The organism is Serratia nematodiphila DZ0503SBS1 (assembly GCF_000738675.1).
In the GTDB taxonomy this organism is placed as follows: Bacteria; Pseudomonadota; Gammaproteobacteria; order Enterobacterales; family Enterobacteriaceae; genus Serratia; species Serratia nematodiphila.
In genome coordinates, this window is the sequence record NZ_JPUX01000001.1 from 12,935 (window position 1) to 32,041 (window position 19,107).

Consider the following 19,107-nt stretch of genomic DNA (forward strand, 5'->3'; position numbering starts at 1 on the left):
TTACCTTTCAGGAGCGGATATGAAACTGTTGAACGTTGATGTCGCGGTCATCGGCGGCGGCACCGCAGGGCTCGGCGCCTACCGAGCGGCCAAACTGTCTACCCCCAGCGTGGTGATGATCGAAGGTGGGCCTTATGGCACCACCTGTGCGCGCGTTGGCTGCATGCCATCCAAATTATTGATCGCCGCCGCCGAAGCGGTGCATCAAATCGAACGTGCGCCGGGCTTTGGCGTGCACCCAAGCGGCAAAACGCGCATTGACGGGCGCGAGGTGATGGCTCGCGTCAAACGCGAACGCGATCGTTTCGTCGGCTTCGTGCTGGAAGGCGTGGACGAGATCCCGGCCGGCGACAAAATTCAGGGCTATGCCCGCTTTATCGACGACAACACGCTGCAGGTCGATGAGCATACGCGCATTGTGGCGCAGCGCATCGTAATCGCCACCGGCTCCCGCCCCAGCTGGCCGGCGCCGTGGAACGAACTGGGCGATCGCCTGATCGTCAACGACGATCTCTTCAACTGGGATGATTTGCCGCAGTCCGTAGCGGTGTTCGGCCCCGGCGTCATCGGGCTGGAACTGGGGCAAGCGCTGCACCGCCTCGGGGTCGACACCCGGGTCTTCGGCATCGGCGGCGCCGTCGGGCCGCTCACCGACAGCGCTGTGCGCGATTACGCCGCGAAAACGTTGGGGGAAGAGTTCTATCTCGACGCCGACGTGAAAGTGGAGATGATGCAGCGCGAAGGCGACAAGGTGTTTATCCGCTATCGGGATCTGCAGAGCCAACCGCAGGAGATCCTGGTGGACTACGTGTTGGCCGCCACTGGCCGCCGCCCCAACGTCGATCGGTTAGGCCTCGAAAACACCGGTTTGCAGCTCGACGCTCGAGGCGTGCCGCTGGCCGACCGCCTGACGATGCAAACCAGCGTGCCGCATATCTTCATCGCCGGCGACGCCAGCAACCAGCTGCCGCTGCTGCATGAGGCCAGCGATCAGGCGCGCATCGCCGGCGCCAACGCCGGCAGCTTCCCGGAGATCAATCCGGGTCTGCGCCGCAGCGCGATTTCGGTGGTGTTCTCCGATCCGCAGATCGCCATGGTCGGCTCGACCTTCCGCGAGCTGAGCGAGAAGTTCAGCGCCTGCGGCTGTTTTGAAGTGGGCAAGGTCTCGTTTGAGAATCAGGGCCGCTCTCGGGTGATGCTGCGCAACAAGGGCGTTCTGCACGTTTACGGCGAACAGGGCACCGGCCGTTTCCTCGGCGCGGAAATGATCGGCCCGGACGCCGAACACATTGCGCACCTGTTGGCCTGGGCGCACCAGCAGCAGATGACCGTCGATCAGATGCTGGACATGCCGTTCTATCATCCAGTGATCGAAGAAGGCTTGCGCACCGCGCTGCGCGACCTGCAGGCGAAGCTCAAACTCGGCGCGGCCGAAATCGAGCGCTGCCAGCGCTGCCCGGGCGAATAACCCCTCATTCTCCATTCATACCCACCGGGCCTTCAGGCCCGGTTTTTTTGCGCAGCGCTTTCCAGATTTTCCTCCCTCCTCTTGCCTCACGGCCCTCCTGCACGCATTCTTATGCTTTGGCATTGAAGTGATATCAATAATGACACTAAAATGGAGGGCAGAGCCAGAATGGAGGAAGAGCATGGAAAAGCATGAACACTATACCTATCGCATCACCTGGTCAGCGGAAGATCGTGAATATGTCGGGCTGTGCGCCGAATTCCCCTCGCTGTCCTGGCTGGCCGCCACGCGTACCGGCGCACTGGAGGGCATCGAAAAAGTGGTGAGCGAAACGATCGCCGATATGCTGGCGCAAGGCGAAACGCCGCCGCAGGCGCTGGCGGAAAAGAACTTCAGCGGAAAACTGGTGTTGCGCATGACGCCGGAACAGCATCGCCGGCTGGCGATCGGCGCGATGGAAGAAGGCGTGAGCCTGAACCGTTATCTGTGCGCCCGCCTGGCGGGGTAGAGGTTCAAGGGCGGCGCCAGGCCGCCCTTGTCGTCGTCAAGCCAAACGCTGTTTCGCTGCGGCGATTGCCGCGGCCACCTGTTGCGGCGCGACGCCGCCTTTGGCCGCACGTTTGTCCAGGCAGGATTGCAACGCCAGGATCGGGTAGACATCGTCAGCGATCGTCGCGCTGAACTGCTGCAAATCCGCCAGCGGCAGCGCTTCCAGCGGTTTGCCCTGGCGAATCGCTTCTACCACTGCCTCACCGACGATATGGTGCGCTTCGCGGAACGGCACGCCCTTGGCGACCAGGTAATCCGCCAGCTCGGTGGCGTTGGCATAGCCCTGCTCCGCCGCTTCCTGGCAGCGCGGGCGCTTCACCTGAATGCCGTCCAGCACCAGCGCCGCCATCTGCAGGCAGTCCATCCAGGTGTCGAGCGCGTCGAACAACCCTTCTTTGTCTTCCTGCATGTCTTTGTTGTACGCCAGCGGCAGGCCTTTCAGCGTCATCATCATGCCGGTCAGCGCGCCCTGTACGCGGCCGCACTTGCCGCGGATCAGCTCCAGCGCGTCCGGGTTTTTCTTCTGCGGCATCAACGAAGAGCCGGAGGTCACGCGGTCGGACAGCTCGACAAACGCCGCCTCGCCGCTGTTGAAGAAGATCAGATCTTCGGCGAAGCGCGACAGATGCACCATGCTGATGGCGGCGTTGGACAGCAGTTCCAACACGTGATCGCGATCGGATACGCTGTCCAGGCTGTTGCGGGTCGCCGAGGCGAAGCCCAGCCAGCCGGCCAGCTGCTCGCGATCGATAGGATAAGCAGTGCCGGCCAGCGCGCCACTGCCCAGCGGGCTGACGTCCAGCCGTTTCAGGGTATCCTGCAGGCGGCTTTCATCGCGCGCCAGCATCTCGACATAGGCCAGGCACCAGTGCGCGAAAGTCACCGGCTGCGCGCGTTGCAGGTGGGTATACCCCGGCATCACCGCATCCTGGTTAGCTTCGGCGGTCTCCACCAGCGCCTGCTGCAGCTGGACGATCGCCTGATGCAGATCGCCGATCTGCTGTTTGCACCACAGCTTCAGATCGGTCGCGACCTGATCGTTGCGGCTGCGGCCGGTGTGCAGCTTCTTGCCCAAATCGCCGACCTTCTCGATCAGCTTCTGCTCCACCCAGCTGTGGATGTCTTCGGCATCGCTTTGGACGATCGCCAAAGGCTCGGCCTGGACTTCCTTCAGTAGCGCATTCAGCGCCAGCTCCAGCTGCTGTTGCTCCGTTGCCGTCAACACGTTAACGGTCACCAGCGCCTTCGACCAGGCCACCGAGCCCACGATATCCTGCTCCGCCAGGCGATAATCGAACCGCAGCGAATCGTTGAGTTGCTTGAACCGCTGATCCGCCGCCTGAGTGAACCTTCCGCCCCAAAGTGCCATACCTTACTCCTGAATTTTTATGCGAAAGGGCGCAGCATGCTGCGCCCTTGCAGAGTCACGCCAATCGGTTATTTATTCTTTTTCTCATTCAACGCGCGGATGCGTGAAGACAGAGAGAACAGGCGGATAAAGCCGCCCGCGTGGCTGTGATCGTAAACTTCGTCTTCGCCGAAGGTGGCGAACTCTTCGGAGTACAGGCTGTTGGCGGATTTTTTCTGGGTCGCCGTCACCTGGCCTTTGTACAGCTGCAGCACCACTTCACCGTTCACCTCTTCAGCCAATGCTTCGGCAGAGGCCTGCAGCGAGCGGCGCAGCGGCGCGAACCAGCGGCCGTCATACACCACATAGGACATCTCCAGGCCCAGCTGCTCGCGCCATTTGAAGCTGTCGCGATCCAGCACCAGCTGCTCGATGGCGCGCAGCGCCGCCACCATGATGGTGCCCCCCGGGGTCTCATAGCAGCCGCGGGATTTGATGCCCACCAGACGGTTTTCCACGATGTCGATCCGGCCGACGCCGTGCTTGGCGCCCAGCGCGTTCAAGGTTTCCAGGCACTGGTAAGGCGACAACGCTTTCCCGTTAACCGCCACAACGCGGCCTTTCTCAACGGTGACGGTCACCTGCTCAGGCTGATCCGGCGCTTCCTGCGGATCGACGGTCCATACCCAGCAATCCTTGTTCGGCGCATTCCACGGGCTTTCCAGCACGCCGCCTTCGGTGGAGATGTGCCAGGCGTTCTCATCGCGGCTGTAGATTTTCTCCAGCGATGCGGTGGTCGGGATATTGCGCTCTTTCAGGTAATCCAGCAGCGCTTCACGGGAACGCAGGTTCCACTCACGCCACGGCGCCACCACTTTCAGCTGCGGCGCCAGCGCGGTGTAGGTGGTTTCGAAACGCACCTGATCGTTGCCTTTGCCGGTTGCGCCGTGGCACAGCGCGTCCGCGCCCACTTTCAACGCCAGCTCGACCTGCGCCTTGGCAATGATCGGCCGCGCCATCGAGGTGCCCAGCAGGTAGCTGCCTTCGTACAGGGCGCCGGTCTGCAGCACCGGATAAACGTAATCGCGGATAAACTCTTCACGCAGATCGACCACGTGACATTCAGAGGCACCGGACTGCAGGGCTTTTTGCTCCACGCCTTCCAGATCGCTGCGCTCCTGGCCGATGTCCGCCACGAACGCCACCACTTCACAGCCGCCGTAGTTCTCTTTCAGCCATGGAATGATGGCCGAGGTATCCAGGCCGCCGGAGTACGCCAGAACGATTTTTTTGATGCCTTGGTTTTGCATGATCTATTCCTTTCTAATTCTAAAATTAAGCGAGGATCCGGGTGCCAATCGACACGCCGTTAAACAAAGCAGGAAGCTGATCGGCATGGCGCCAGCTGGCGATATCCACCGGGCGGCCGAGGGTGCGGGCGGCGTCGAGCGCCGCATTCACCTTCACCACCATACCATCGGTGATGATGCCTTGCGCGATCAGTTGTTCCGCTTTTTGCGCCGTCATTTCCGCAATGCGTTGGCCCTTGCCGTCGAGGATGCCGCTGACGTCCGACAGCAGGATCAGATCCGCCCCCAGCGTCGCGGCCAGCGCCGTCGCCGCCTGATCGGCGTTCACGTTCATTAACTGCCCTTCGGCGGTGATGCCGATGGAGCTGATAACCGGCAGGTAGCCGGCGCCCAGCAGGGTATTGAGCAGCGCGGGCGAGCCGGGCTGCGCGTTGCCGACGTGGCCCAATGCCGGATCGAGCGGGGTCACGACCGAGCTGCCGCCGTCCGCCAGGCTCAGGCCGACAGCGTTGATTTGGTGTTTAATCGCCCACGCCAGCAGCGTTTTGTTGGCGGTGCCAGCCAGCGCGCCGGTGATGATGTCGATCTGATCGGCCGGCGTGACCCGCAGGCCGTTCTTTTTCACCACCGGCAAAGCGAGCTGCTTCATCAGTTCGTCCACCACGCAGCCGCCGCCGTGCACGATCACCAGCGGGCGCTGGTGCTGCTGCCGATAGCTGTCCAACGCGGTAAACAGACGCTCCAGCGCTTCTTCACTGTCTAATAACACGCCACCTAACTTGATAATTAACGGGTTCATTGCTGTTTACTCACGCTGGTTTAAAGGAGTGATTGGGTTTCCGGGAAGCCGAAACGGATATTCAGGCATTGCACCGCCTGCGCCGCCGCGCCTTTCAGCAGGTTATCTTCCGCCGCCACGGCGATCAGATGCTCGCCCTGCACCGCAAAACCGATGTCGCAGAACGGCAGCCCCACCACCGCTTTCAGCGCCGGCACGCCCTGGTCGTACAGCCGCACCAGCGGCTTGTCGTCATAGGCGGCATGATAGGCGGCGGCCACGTCCTGCGCGGTCACGCCGGCTTTCAGGCGGCAGGTGATGGTTTCAAGAATGCCGCGCGGGAAATTGCCCAGGTGCGGCGTAAAGATAACCGGCACGCCCAGGTGCGCGGCGATCTCCGGCTGGTGCCGGTGAGTGAAAATACCGTACGGCTGCAGGCTCACTTCGCAGAAACTGGTGGTCATGCTGGCCTTGCGCCCGGCGCCGCTGACGCCGCTGGTGGCGTTGATCACCGGCCACTGGTCGAGGTTCAGCAGTTGCTTTTCGATCAACGGTTTCAGCGCCAGCTGCGCCGCCGTCGGGTAGCAGCCCGGCACGGCGATCAGCTGCGCCTGTTTGATCTTGTCGCTCTGCCACTCCGCCAGGCCGTACACCGCCTGCTCCAGCAGGGCGCCATGCTGATGCTCGAAACCGTAGTACTGGGTATAAAAACCGGCGTCCTGCACGCGGAAGGCGCCGGACAGATCGAACACCACGCAGCCTGCCGCCAGGAAGGCCGGTGCGATATCGTGGCTGACTTCATGAGCGGTGGCGAGGAACACCACGTCGATGCCCTGCGCCGCCTTGGCGACGTCGGTCAACGGCTGCAGCGGCAGATCGACGATGCCTTTCAACTGGGGATGGAGATCGGAAAGCAACTTTCCTGCATCTGCACTTTGCGCTGAAACCGCTAAAGCGGTTATGTTCATGTGTGGGTGGCGATTCAGGTAAGCCGTGAGCTCCGCTCCGGCGTAACCGCTGGCACCAACGATCAGCGTATTCAACATGTGGCCTTTCACCTTCTAAACTGACGTGCGGTCGCTTGCGACCCAGGTAACAGGGCTAGCCAGCGTTGTTGCGCCGTTCACCCACGGAGCCAGGCGTTGATGCTTTTATAAACATCCGGGCATCGGGTTCCCTTACGCTTCGGCTTACTGTATTTTTATTCAAAATAAATGCATGAATATTGATACTATCCTAACCAAAGGCTGTCAACAGTGAAGATGAAATTACCTCCATTTATTGAGCTGTACCGGGCGTTGATCGCCACTCCGTCAATCAGCGCCACCGATGCCGGCCTCGATCAGAGCAATGAGGCGTTAATCAACTTGCTGGCCGGATGGTTTGCCGACCTGGGCTTCCGAGTCGACGTGCAGCCGGTGCCGGAGTCGCGCCACAAATTCAACCTGCTGGCCAGCATTGGTGAAGGCAGCGGCGGCCTGCTGCTGGCCGGCCACACCGATACGGTGCCTTACGACGAAGGCCGCTGGACGCGCGATCCCTTCACCCTGACCGAGCACGACAACAAGCTCTACGGGCTGGGCACCGCCGACATGAAAGGCTTCTTCGCCTTTATTCTGGACGCGGTGCGCGACATCGACGCGAGCAAGCTGACCAAGCCGCTGTACATTCTGGCGACCGCAGATGAAGAAACGACGATGGCCGGCGCGCGTTATTTCGCCGCCTCCACCGCCATTCGGCCGGATTTCGCCATCATCGGCGAGCCGACCTCGCTGCAGCCGGTGCGCGCGCACAAGGGCCACATGGCCAACGCCATTCGCATCGTCGGCCAGTCCGGCCACTCCAGCGATCCGGCGCGCGGCGTCAACGCCATCGATCTGATGCACGAGTCCATCGGCCGCCTGATGGAGCTGCGCAAAACCCTGCAGGAGCGCTACAACAACCCGGCGTTCGCCGTGCCTTATCCCACCATGAACTTCGGCCATATCAGCGGCGGCGACGCGGCCAACCGCATCTGCGCCTGTTGCGAGCTGCACCTGGATATCCGCCCGCTGCCCGGCATGACGCTCGACAACATCAACGAACTGATGCATCAGGCGCTGGAGCCGGTGAGCCAACGCTGGCCGGGCCGCCTGACCATCGAAGAGCTGCACGCGTCGGTGCCGGGCTACGAGTGCCCGACCGACCACCGCATGGTGGCGGTGATCGAGGAGCTGCTGGGCACCCGCACGCAGGTGGTCAACTACTGTACCGAGGCGCCGTTCGTGCAACAGGTATGCCCGACCCTGGTGCTCGGCCCCGGTTCCATCGATCAGGCCCACCAGCCGGACGAGTACATCGATACCGCGTTTATCGAACCGACGCGCAAACTGCTGGGCCAGCTGGTCAGTCACTTTTGCCGGCAATAAACCCGACATTTAACAGGGGAAATGCCTTATGCTTTCCACTACCTCAAAATAAGTATAAAACAGCGAAATAAGCCATGCTGATAACCGACGAGGCGTAATTAAATTTCAGAAAATGCGCCGATTTTGATGTTTTTTTGCTAAAAATAGTGTCAATTGACGATTGGACAGGAACGCGATGTGATCAGGCAGGCGGTCTGCGCCTGACGCGTGAAATTTATTTACAAGATAAAAATCATACAGAACTGGGTCAGGGGTTATATGAACGAACAATATTCGGCAATGCGCAGTAATGTCAGTATGCTCGGCAAATTGCTCGGCGATACCATCAAAGAAGCGCTGGGCGAGCATATTCTCGATCGCGTTGAGACCATCCGTAAGCTTTCCAAATCTTCACGCGCCGGCAACGAAGCGCATCGCCAGGAGCTGCTCTCCACCCTGCAGAACTTGTCCAACGACGAGCTGCTGCCGGTGGCGCGCGCCTTCAGCCAGTTCCTCAACCTGACCAACGTCGCCGAGCAGTACCACAGCATTTCGCCCAACGGCGAAGCCGCCAGCAACCCGGAAGCGCTGGCGCAGCTGTTCAGCCGTCTCAAAGACAAAAAGCTCAGCGACAAAGAGCTGCAGCACGCGGTGTCGCAACTTTCCATCGAGCTGGTGCTGACGGCGCACCCGACGGAGATCACCCGCCGCACCCTGATCCACAAGCTGGTGGAGGTCAACACCTGCCTCAGCCAGCTCGATCACAACGATCTGGCCGACTACGAGCGCAACAAGATCATGCGCCGCCTGCGCCAACTGGTGGCCCAGTCGTGGCACACCGATGAAATTCGCAAACATCGCCCCTCCCCGATCGACGAAGCCAAATGGGGCTTTGCGGTGGTGGAAAACAGCCTGTGGGAAGGCGTGCCGGCGTTCCTGCGCGAATTCAACGAACAGCTGGAAAACTCCATCGATTACAGCCTGCCGGTGGAAGCGGTGCCGGTGCGCTTCACCTCCTGGATGGGCGGCGATCGCGACGGCAACCCGAACGTCACCGCCGAAATCACCCGCCATGTGCTGCTGCTCAGCCGCTGGAAAGCCTGCGACCTGTTTACCCGCGATATCCAGGTGCTGGTCTCCGAGCTGTCGATGACCGAGTGCACCCCGGAGCTGCGCGCCCGCGCCGGCGGCGATGAGGTGCAGGAGCCGTACCGCGAAATCATGAAGCAGCTGCGTAGCCAGCTGATGAGTTCCCAGGCTTATCTGGAAGGTCGCCTGAAGGGCGAGCGCGTGCTGAAGCCGCACGACCTGCTGGTGAACAACGAGCAGCTGTGGGAGCCGCTGTATGCCTGCTACCAGTCGCTGCAGGCCTGCGGCATGGGCATCATCGCCAACGGTCAACTGCTGGATACCCTGCGCCGCGTGCGCTGCTTCGGCGTGCCGCTGGTGCGCATCGACGTGCGCCAGGAAAGCACCCGCCATACCGAAGCCATCGCCGAGCTGACCCGCTATCTGGGGCTGGGCGACTATGAAAGCTGGTCGGAAGCCGATAAACAGGCGTTCCTGATCCGCGAACTGAACTCCAAACGCCCGCTGGTGCCGCTGAAGTGGCAACCGAGCGCCGACACGCAGGAAGTGCTGGAAACCTGCCGGGTGATCGCCGAAGCGCCGCAGGGCTCGATCGCCGCCTACGTGATTTCGATGGCGCGCACGCCTTCCGACGTGCTGGCGGTGCACCTGCTGCTGAAAGAGGCCGGCTGCCCGTTCGCGCTGCCGGTCGCTCCGCTGTTCGAAACCCTCGATGATCTGAACAACGCCGACGACGTAATGACCCAGCTGCTGAATATCGACTGGTATCGCGGCTTTATTCAGGGCAAACAGATGGTGATGATCGGCTATTCCGACTCGGCGAAAGACGCCGGCGTGATGGCCGCTTCCTGGGCGCAGTACCGTGCGCAGGACGCGTTGATCAAAACCTGTGAAAAAGCCGGCGTGGCGCTGACGCTGTTCCATGGGCGCGGCGGTTCCATCGGCCGCGGCGGCGCACCGGCGCATGCGGCGCTGCTGTCGCAGCCGCCGGGCAGCCTGAAGGGCGGCCTGCGCGTCACCGAACAGGGCGAGATGATCCGCTTCAAATTCGGCCTGCCGGAAGTCACCATCAGCAGCCTGGCGCTGTATGCCGGGGCGATCCTCGAGGCCAATCTGCTGCCGCCGCCGGAACCGAAGAAAGAATGGCGGGCGTTGATGGACGACCTGTCCGAGACCTCCTGCCGGATGTATCGCGGCTACGTGCGTGAAAACCCGGACTTCGTGCCTTACTTCCGCGCGGCCACGCCGGAACTGGAGCTGGGTAAACTGCCGCTGGGCTCGCGCCCGGCCAAACGCAAGCCGAACGGCGGCGTAGAGAGCCTGCGCGCCATTCCGTGGATCTTCGCCTGGACGCAGAACCGCCTAATGCTGCCGGCCTGGCTCGGCGCCGGCGCCGGATTGCAGGAAGCGGTGAAGGCCGGCAAACAGGCGGAGCTGGAGGCGATGTGCCGCGACTGGCCGTTCTTCTCCACCCGCATCGCCATGCTGGAAATGGTGTTCGCCAAGGCCGACCTATGGCTGGCGGAATACTACGATCAGCGCCTGGTGGATAAATCGCTGTGGCCGCTGGGCCAACAGCTGCGCGATCAGCTGGAAAGCGACATCAAGGTAGTGCTGACCATCGCCAACGATGCGCACCTGATGGAAGACCTGCCGTGGATCGCCGAATCCATCGCGCTGCGCAACGTCTATACCGACCCGCTGAACGTCCTGCAGGCCGAACTGCTGCACCGTTCGCGCCAGCAGGAGCAGCCGGACGCCCGCGTCGAGCAGGCGCTGATGGTCACCATCGCCGGCGTCGCCGCCGGGATGCGCAACACCGGCTAGTGAGCCTAATCGCGGCCCCGTTTATCGGGGCCGTTTTTTTATGCCTTCCCCCACAAAAAAAGGGCGCCGCGGTAAAGCGACGCCCTTTTTCAATGGAACAAGCCCGTCAGGCGGCGGCCACCGGGCGCACGCCCAGCGTGTGGCAGATGGCGTAGCTCATCTCGGCGCGGTTCAGCGTATAGAAGTGGAAATCTTTCACCCCTTCGCGGCTGAGGATCTTCACCATGTCCATGGCGATATTGGCACCGACCATTTTGCGGGTCTCCGCATCGTCGTCCAGCCCTTCGAACATGCTGGTCATCCAGCTTGGCACCCGCACGTTGGTCATGGTGGCGAAGCGCTGCAGCTGCTTGAAGTTGGACACCGGCAGAATGCCCGGCACGATTTCCACGTCGATACCGGCGGCGACGCAGCGGTCGCGAAAGCGCAGGTAGCTCTCGACGTCGAAGAAGAACTGAGTGATGGCGCGGCTGGCGCCAGCGTCGATCTTGCGCTTCAGGTTAATCAAATCCGCCTGGGCGCTCTTCGCCTCCGGGTGCACTTCCGGGTAGGCGGCGACGGAAATATCGAAGTCGCCCACGTCTTTCAGCAGCGCCACCAGATCGGTCGCGTACATGTCCGGCTTGCCGCCGCCCGGCGGCAGATCGCCGCGCAGCGCCACGATATGGCGAATGCCGCTGTTCCAGTAATCGGTCGCGATGTCGCGCAGCTGCGCCGGGCTGGCGTCGATGCAGGTCAGGTGCGGTGCCGCCTCCAGGCCGGTGCGCTCCTTGATCCCCTTGATGATGCTGTGGGTGCGATCGCGCTCGCCGGAGTTGGCGCCGTAGGTGACGGAAACGAATTTGGGTTTAAGGATGCTCAGACGATCGATCGACTGCCACAGGGTCTCTTCCATCTCGCTGGTGCGTGGCGGGAAGAACTCGAATGATACGTTAATCTGGCCGTTCAACTCCGCCAGACTCTGATTCAGCGCTTCCCGCTGGTTTGCGTGGAAAAAACTCATACCCTGCTCACCTCTTCTCGATCACTGTTTTTATTTCATCTTGATGAGCGTCTATACGTTTAGACGTCTAGATAGAAAATGCCGCATGTTGGCTAAAGAGTCAACAGGAAAATGAGGGGAATAAGATGATTAATCCTCACCCGCTCAAAGAGGAAATTTCATGACAGCGGCAGGGATAAGTATGGCAGGAAAAGCAAAGGGGCGCGGTGAACCCGCGCCCGCAGAGGATTAAAGCAGCTGCGCCAATCGGTTAAGGTCTGACTGGATCGCGCCGGCGGTGACGTCGCGGCCGGCGCCCGGCCCGCGGATCACCAGCGGATTATCGCGATACCAGCGGCTTTCGATGGCGAACACGTTGTCGCACGGCAGCAGCGAGGCCAGAGGATGCTCAGGGCGCACCGCCTCCACGCCGACCCGCGCCTTGCCGTTGGCGTCGAAACGCGCCACGTGGCGCAGCACCAGGCCCATTTCGCTGGCGGCCTCAAAGCGCTGCTGCATCTGCTGGTTCAGCGCCTCGCCGTTCTCGAAGAACTGATCGACAGAGCCCAACTCGCAGCCCGCCGGCACCAGCGACTCGACCCGCACCTGGTTCGGTTCGATGTCGTAGCCCGCTTCGCGCGCCAGGATCACCAGCTTGCGCATCACGTCCTGGCCGGAGAGATCGACCCGCGGATCCGGTTCGGTCAGCCCCTGCTGCCAGGCCTGATCCACCAGCTCGGTGAACGGCACCGTGCCGTCATACTGCAGGAACAGCCAGGAGAGCGTGCCGGAGAAGATGCCGCTGATCGCCAGAATGCTGTCGCCGCTGTCGCGCAGATCGCGCACCGTGTGGTTGACCGGCAGGCCGGCGCCGACGGTGGCGTTGTACAGCCAGTGGCGGCCGGTTTTGGCGAAGGCGTCGCGAATTTGGCGATAGCTGTCGCTGCACGAGGCCCCCGCCAACTTGTTGGCGCTGATCACGTGGAAACCGTAGCTGGCGAAATCCAGATACTGCCCGGCCAGCTCTTCGCTGGCGGTCACGTCAAGCACCACCAGATCGTCGAACGGGTGCGCGCGCATCCACAGGAACAGCGATTCTTCATCCAGCTCCTGCGCTTCGTCCTCAAAGAATGCCAGCGCGCGGCTGGCGTCCAGCCCGTCATAGTTCAGCAGGCTGCGGCGGCTGTCCACCACCCCCGCCAGGATAAATTCGAAGCCGCTGCGCGCGGAGATATTGGTCTGCTCACGGGCGAACAGCTCCAGCCAGCGCGAGCCGATATTGCCCTTGCCGAACAGCACCAGACCGATGCGCTTCTCGGCGCGGAACAGGCTTTGGTGCAGCCCCTGGATCAGCAGCGCGGTCGGCCCCTGGCGCAATACCGCCACCAGGCTGATGCCATCTTCCGCCTGCCAGATGAACTCGACCGGCTGATCTTTCAACTGCTGATAGAAACGGTGGCTGTGCAGCGGGTTCTTGCACACCCCGGCGCCGACCATCGCCACCAGCGCCAACCCTTCACGCAGGCGCAGCTCGCCTGGCAGCGCCGCGGCCTGCAGCGTCACCAGCGCGCTGTTGACCACCTCGGAGGTGTAGCACAGCTGCACCAGGTTGCGGTCAGGGTGGATGCCCACCGCCAGCGGTTTGATCTGCGCGCGCTTGAGCACCAGATCCAACTCTTTCTGCGCCAGTTTGAAGTCATGCTGAGCGGCAACGTGCAGTTCAATCAGGCACACATCGTCGTGGCTGGTGACAATCTTGGCGCCGGTGCCGGACGCCAATACGCGCTCGATGCGCGTCGAGCCCTGCTCCGGCTGATAGCTGCAGCGCAGCTGAAGATCGATATCGCTGCCGGAGACCGGCTGCAGGGTGCGGGTGTGCAATACCGGCGCCGCCAGGCGCGCCAGCTCGCTGGCTTCGTCCAGACGCAGCAGCGGCAGCAGGCAGGCGTCTTTCACCTTGCGCGGATCGGCGCTGTATACCCCGGCCACGTCGCTCCAGATGGTGACGCGCGCAGCGCCAGCCAACGCGCCGACCTGAGTGGCGGAGTAGTCGCTGCCGTTACGCCCCAACAGCACGGTTTCCCCGGCGTCGTTGCGCGAAATGAACCCGGTCACCACCAGGCGTTTGCCCGGATGTTGAGCCATCAATTGCTGCAGCAGCGGGTAAGAACGGCCTTCATCCACCTGCGGCTGCGCGGCGCGCTCAGCGCGCAGGAAATCACGCGCGTCCAGCCAGGCCGCCTGCATATCCAGCTGATTAAGCACCGCCGCCATCAGGCGCGCCGACCAGATCTCGCCGTGCCCGACCACTTCGGCATAGCATACCTCGTCGACGTTGCCGTCCAGCAGCGCCGCCAGACGTTCCAGATCCTGAATGAACTCGGCGATCAGCGGCTCGGCGCTTTCCGGCGGCAACAGGCCGCTGATAAGATCGCTGTGATAGCGACGCAACGTCTGCTGCACCTGATGCGCAGACAGGCGATCGCTCTGGCTGAGCTTCAGCCAGTTGATCAACTGGTTGGTGGTACTGCCGGCGGCCGATACCACCATCATGTCGCCCGGCTGGCTGTATTCCGCCATAATCCCGGCCACACGCAGATAACACTTCACATCCGCCAGACTGCTGCCGCCAAACTTGTGCAGTTGACGCCCGCTCACCGGCCCTGCTACAGCAATTGCATTCATGCTTACCTCGTTGCCGCCGCCTGGAAAGCGCGTTCCAGATCGGCAATCAAATCTTCACTGTCTTCAATACCCACGGAAATGCGCAGCAGGCTCTCGGAGATGCCGGCCGCTGCCCGCGCCTCCGCCGCCATGCCGGCGTGAGTCATGGTCGCTGCATGCGAGATCAGGCTTTCTACGCCGCCCAACGATTCTGCCAGAGTAAACAGCTCAAGGGCAGAGAGAAAACGGCGCAGCACCGCTTCATCGCCGTCCAGTTCAAAACTCAGCATCGCGCCGAAACCGCGCTGCTGACGGCGGGCGATCTCATGCCCCGGATTCTCCGGCAGGGAGGGATGATACAGCTTTTTCACCAGCGGTTGCTGCTGTAAATAGTCAACAATCGCTTCAGCGTTTTGTTGCGCCGCCTTGATGCGCGGCGACAGCGTGCGCATGCCGCGCAGCAGCAGATAACTGTCGAACGCGCCGCCGGTCACGCCAATGTTGTTTGCCCACCAGGCCAACTCGACCGCCAGCTCGGGATCTTTGGCAATCACCGCCCCGGCCACCACGTCCGAATGCCCGTTCAGGTATTTGGTGCAAGAATGGACCACCAGATCGGCACCGAGTGCGATCGGCTGTTGCAGGGCCGGGCTGAGGAAGGTGTTGTCCACCACCGTCAACGCGCCCGCCGCATGCGCGGCAGCGCAGATCGCCGCGATGTCCACCACCCGCAGCAGCGGATTGCTGGGGCTTTCTATCAGCACCAGCTTCGGCTTCTGCGCCAGCGCCTGCTGCAGGGCTTCTTCATTACCCTGATCGACGAACAGCACGCGATAGGCGCCGCGCTTGCTCAGGCTGTCGAACAGCCGATAGCTGCCGCCGTAGCAGTCGTGCGGCGCCACCAGCAGATCGCCGGGCTTCAACAACACGGTGGTCACCAGATGGATCGCCGACATCCCGCTACCGGTCATCACCGCGCCGGCGCCGCCTTCCAGCTCCGCCAACGCGCGCTGCACTACGTCGCGCGTCGGGTTGCCGCGGCGCGAGTAGTCATGGGCTCGGGGTTGGTTGAAGTCGGTAAAGTTATAGGTGCTGGACAAATGAATCGGCGGGACAACGCAGCCGTACTGTTCGTCGTCGTTCAGGCCGCTGCGTACGGCAATCGTGGCTGGTTTACGCGTCATGGGCTCGCTCGGCTCTCGGTTCGGTGGATGAGGCCTAAAGAGTAATCGCAGGATTGATAGACGTCAATACATCTGGACATCTAAACTTCTTTGCGTATAGATTGAGCAATGACACAATACCCGCTAAAATTATGCCGATATGACATGACGATAAGATGTTAAGCGGCAATGCCTGGCCGAAGCGGGGCATTCAGTGACCCTGGTCGCGTAAAATTGACATTTATTTAGTGAGAACAGTGAAGATCGGGCATAATTGGCCGGTTTTTAGAATTTTGTAATTTTTCTGACAAAGTTAAGGTGTCCCATGGCTGAGTGGAACGGCGAGTATGTCAGCCCTTACGCTGAACACGGTAAAAAAAGCGAGCAAGTCAAAAAGATCACGGTATCCATTCCGCTGAAGGTCCTGAAAATCCTTACCGACGAACGGACCCGTCGCCAGGTGAACAACCTGCGCCACGCCACCAACAGCGAACTGCTGTGCGAAGCGTTTCTGCATGCCTTTACCGGCCAGCCGCTGCCGAACGATGAAGACCTGCGCAAAGAGCGCAGCGATGAAATCCCGGAAGCCGCAAAAGCGTTGATGCGCGAACTGGGTGTCGATCCCGATACCTGGGAATATTGAGAACCGCCCGGCGAACGCCGGCGGCAGAAAAGAAAAAAGGCGCCCAGGGCGCCTTTTTCATCGGTCGATAAGAAATCTTATTTCTTAGCGCCTGGTACGCTGAAACGCTTGTTGAAGCGGTCAACGCGGCCACCGGTAGCAACGTCACGCTGCTTGCCAGTGTAGAACGGGTGGCATGCGCCACAAACGTCTAGGTTCAGATCGTGGCCCACGGTGGAGCGGATCTTCATCACGTTACCGCAAGAGCAGTTAGCAGTAACTTCTTCGTATTTTGGGTGGATACCTTGTTTCATGGGAAACCTCAGTTAAGGCCGTGTCGCTATCCAGCCCTGTTTCGCCAGACACCACACGTGGTTGATAATAGAATTTTGGTATCGAATTATACCAAAGGCGGCAAATTATACAGCATTAGTCGGGGCGCGCAATCGGAACCGTACATTTGCCGATGCGCCGTGTAAACTGATGCCCACTTTTTTTCAATTTGGATGAGATCATGCCCGTCGTACACGTTGCTTTGCCGGTCCCCCTCGCCCGCACCTTCGACTATCTGCTGCCGCCCGGCATGCAGCCGGTGGCCGGCGCGCGCGTGGGCGTGCCCTGGGGCAGGCAGCATGCAATCGGCATCGTCACCGGCTGCAGCGACACCAGCGAACTGCCGCTGGACAAGCTCAAACCGATCGACAGCGTGATCGACACCGAGTCGCTGTTCTCTCCCAGCCTGTGGCGCATCCTGCGCTGGGCCAGCGATTACTATCACTATCCCATCGGTGAAGTGCTGTTCCATGCGCTGCCGATCCTGCTGCGCCAAGGCAAACCGGCCGAGGCCGCGCCGTTGTGGCAGTGGTTCGCCACCGAAGAGGGGCGCGCCACGCCGCCCGAAAGCCTGAAACGCGCGCCGAAACAGCAGCAGGCGCTGGCGGCGCTGTTGCAACGCCCGGTCTATCGCCATCAGGTCAGCCAGCTTGAGCTGACGGAAAGCGCTCTACAGGCGCTGCGCGCCAAAGGGCTGATCGACCTGCGCGCTCAGGTCGCGGCCACGCAGGACTGGCGCCCCAATTTCGCGGTGCTTGGCGAGCGGCTGCGGCTGAATACCGAACAGGCCACCGCCGTCGGGGCGATCAGAAGCGAGGATGAGCAGTTCGCCGCCTGGCTGCTGGCCGGGGTCACCGGCTCCGGCAAGACCGAGGTGTATCTCAGCGTGCTGGAGAACGTGTTGGCCAAAGGCCGGCAGGCGCTGGTGCTGGTGCCGGAAATCGGCCTGACGCCGCAAACCATCGCCCGCTTTCGCGAGCGCTTCAACGCGCCGGTGGACGTGCTGCACTCCGGGCTGAACGACAGCGAACGGCTGGCGGTTTGGCTGCGCGCGCGCAGCGGCGAAGCCGCGATCGTCATCGGCACCCGCTCGGCGCTGTTCACGCCGTTCCGGCAACTGGGCGTAATCATCATCGACGAAGAGCACGACAGCTCTTATAAACAGCAGGAAGGCTGGCGCTACCATGCCCGCGATCTGGCGGTGTTTCGCGCCCGGGAAGAGGACATCCCGATGGTGATGGGCTCCGCCACGCCGGCACTGGAAACGCTGCACAACGTGCAGCTGGGCAAATATCGCCAGTTGAAGCTCACCCAACGCGCGGGCAACGCCAAACCGGCGGCGCAGCACCTGATCGATCTGAAAGGGTTGCCGCTGAAGGTCGGCCTGTCACAGCCGCTGTTGAAGAGCATGCAACACCATTTAAAAGCCGGCAACCAGGTGATGCTGTTCCTCAACCGCCGCGGTTACGCCCCGGCGCTGCTGTGCCACGAGTGCGGTTGGATCGCCGAATGCCAGCGCTGCGATCACTACTACACCTTCCACCAGCATCAGCGCCAGCTGCGCTGCCACCACTGCGACAGCCAGCGGCCGGTGCCGCACCAGTGCCCGCAGTGCGGCTCCACCCACCTGGTGTCGGTGGGCGTCGGCACCGAACAGCTGGAACAGGAGCTGGCGCCGCTGTTCCCCGACACGCCGATCACCCGCATCGATCGCGACACCACCAGCCGCAAAGGGGCGCTGGAGCAACACCTGGCGGATATTCATCGCGGCGAAGCGCGCATTCTGATCGGCACGCAGATGCTGGCCAAGGGCCACCACTTTCCCGACGTCACGCTGGTGGCGTTGCTGGACGTGGACGGCGCGTTGTTCTCCGCCGACTTCCGCTCCGCCGAGCGTTTCGCTCAGCTGTATACCCAGGTCTCCGGCCGGGCGGGCCGCGCGGGCAAACAGGGTGAAGTGCTGCTGCAAACCCACCACCCGGAGCACCCGCTGCTGCAGGTGCTGCTGCAACAGGGTTACGACGCCTTCGCCAAACAGACGCTGGCGGAGCGCAACAGCGTGTTTCTGCCGCCCTACACCAGCCACATCATCGTGCGCGCCGAAGATCACGATAACCAACAGGCCCCGTTGTTCCTGCAGCAGCTGCGCAATCTGTTGGAAGCCAGCCCGCTTAAGGACGATTCGCTGTGGGTGATGGGCCCGGTGCCGGCGCTGCAGTCCAAACGCGGCGGCCGTTTCCGCTGGCAGCTGCTGCTGCAGCACCCGACGCGGCGCGTCCTGCAACAGCTGATGAAAAGCTCGCTGCCGCTGATCGGCACCCTGCCGCAAACGCGCAAGGTGAAATGGACGCTGGATGTCGATCCGATCGACAGCTGATCCCGGAAAAGTCCGATTTAGCTGCCGCAGTGCAAACGTTTACCCTTGAAATTGCGAGCGAACGCTAAAAAACCTTCTCAGGTCACATTTTTTATGCAAATTAGGTAACAAAGGCGGGGCGTATTCTGTTTAGAATGTCTGCGAGGGCAAATTTTGTCGCCACATCGCAGCGCGACGGAGTGCCCGAACGCGAGTGGCGCTCAATGACAA

The 19,107-nt window shown here is 61.8% G+C and carries 14 protein-coding genes; 6 read left to right on the top strand and 8 right to left on the bottom strand.

The genetic code is table 11. The features are described from left to right. Positions 1-19 precede the first annotated feature (19 nt). Together JL05_RS00065 and JL05_RS00070 are read left to right on the top strand one after the other, a co-directional pair. A complete protein-coding gene (locus tag JL05_RS00065) occupies positions 20-1,468 on the top strand; it encodes a dihydrolipoyl dehydrogenase (protein WP_033631317.1) in 1,449 nt (482 codons plus the stop codon). 181 nt (positions 1,469-1,649) lie between these two features. Then, a complete protein-coding gene (locus tag JL05_RS00070; RefSeq protein WP_019452249.1) occupies positions 1,650-1,976 on the top strand; it encodes a type II toxin-antitoxin system HicB family antitoxin in 327 nt (108 codons plus the stop codon). A gap of 36 nt (positions 1,977-2,012) precedes the next feature. Here JL05_RS00070 and argH read toward each other — a convergent pair whose 3' ends face one another. The 4 genes from argH to argC form a co-directional block, all read right to left on the bottom strand. Further along, positions 2,013-3,386, bottom strand: a complete 1,374-nt coding sequence (argH, locus tag JL05_RS00075) for an argininosuccinate lyase (protein ID WP_033631318.1) — start codon at positions 3,384-3,386, stop codon at positions 2,013-2,015. A gap of 68 nt (positions 3,387-3,454) precedes the next feature. Next, on the bottom strand, positions 3,455-4,675 hold the full coding sequence (locus JL05_RS00080; RefSeq protein WP_004931061.1) for an argininosuccinate synthase: 1,221 nt from the start codon (positions 4,673-4,675) through the stop codon (positions 3,455-3,457). Positions 4,676-4,700: 25 nt separating this feature from the next. Continuing rightward, the gene (gene argB / locus JL05_RS00085; protein ID WP_033631319.1) at positions 4,701-5,474 is read right to left on the bottom strand and encodes an acetylglutamate kinase; all 774 of its coding nucleotides are present in this window, start codon (positions 5,472-5,474) and stop codon (positions 4,701-4,703) included. Positions 5,475-5,494: 20 nt separating this feature from the next. Then, entirely contained in the window at positions 5,495-6,499 is a 1,005-nt protein-coding gene (argC, locus tag JL05_RS00090) for an N-acetyl-gamma-glutamyl-phosphate reductase (protein WP_004931065.1), read from the bottom strand. A gap of 216 nt (positions 6,500-6,715) precedes the next feature. Here argC and argE point away from each other — a divergent pair, with 216 nt between their 5' ends. After that, positions 6,716-7,861: an acetylornithine deacetylase gene (gene argE, locus JL05_RS00095; protein ID WP_033631320.1), complete on the top strand. Its 1,146-nt coding sequence runs from the start codon at positions 6,716-6,718 to the stop codon at positions 7,859-7,861. Between the two features lie 258 nt (positions 7,862-8,119). Next, the gene (gene ppc / locus JL05_RS00100) at positions 8,120-10,756 is read left to right on the top strand and encodes a phosphoenolpyruvate carboxylase (protein WP_004931070.1); all 2,637 of its coding nucleotides are present in this window, start codon (positions 8,120-8,122) and stop codon (positions 10,754-10,756) included. A 106-nt stretch (positions 10,757-10,862) separates the two neighbouring features. Here ppc and metF read toward each other — a convergent pair whose 3' ends face one another. The 3 genes from metF to metB all read right to left on the bottom strand — a co-directional run bounded on the left by metF (position 10,863) and on the right by metB (position 15,586). Continuing rightward, the gene (metF, locus tag JL05_RS00105) at positions 10,863-11,759 is read right to left on the bottom strand and encodes a methylenetetrahydrofolate reductase (RefSeq protein WP_004931071.1); all 897 of its coding nucleotides are present in this window, start codon (positions 11,757-11,759) and stop codon (positions 10,863-10,865) included. A gap of 228 nt (positions 11,760-11,987) precedes the next feature. After that, positions 11,988-14,423: a bifunctional aspartate kinase/homoserine dehydrogenase II gene (locus JL05_RS00110; protein ID WP_033631321.1), complete on the bottom strand. Its 2,436-nt coding sequence runs from the start codon at positions 14,421-14,423 to the stop codon at positions 11,988-11,990. 2 nt (positions 14,424-14,425) lie between these two features. Then, complete coding sequence (gene metB, locus JL05_RS00115) at positions 14,426-15,586, bottom strand: cystathionine gamma-synthase (RefSeq protein ID WP_033631322.1); 1,161 nt, start codon at positions 15,584-15,586, stop codon at positions 14,426-14,428. 304 nt (positions 15,587-15,890) lie between these two features. Here metB and metJ point away from each other — a divergent pair, with 304 nt between their 5' ends. Further along, on the top strand, positions 15,891-16,208 hold the full coding sequence (gene metJ, locus JL05_RS00120; RefSeq protein WP_004931076.1) for a met regulon transcriptional regulator MetJ: 318 nt from the start codon (positions 15,891-15,893) through the stop codon (positions 16,206-16,208). Between the two features lie 77 nt (positions 16,209-16,285). Here the strand turns inward: metJ and rpmE are convergent, their stop codons facing one another. Further along, positions 16,286-16,501 carry a 50S ribosomal protein L31 gene (rpmE, locus tag JL05_RS24520; RefSeq protein ID WP_004931078.1) on the bottom strand — a complete coding sequence of 72 codons (216 nt, stop codon included), beginning with the start codon at positions 16,499-16,501 and terminating at the stop codon, positions 16,286-16,288. 200 nt (positions 16,502-16,701) lie between these two features. On the opposite strand from rpmE, the gene priA reads away from it, so the two are divergent. After that, positions 16,702-18,897 (top strand): primosomal protein N', encoded by a 2,196-nt coding sequence (gene priA / locus JL05_RS00125; protein ID WP_004931080.1) that lies wholly within the window; start codon positions 16,702-16,704, stop codon positions 18,895-18,897. Positions 18,898-19,107 lie beyond the last annotated feature (210 nt).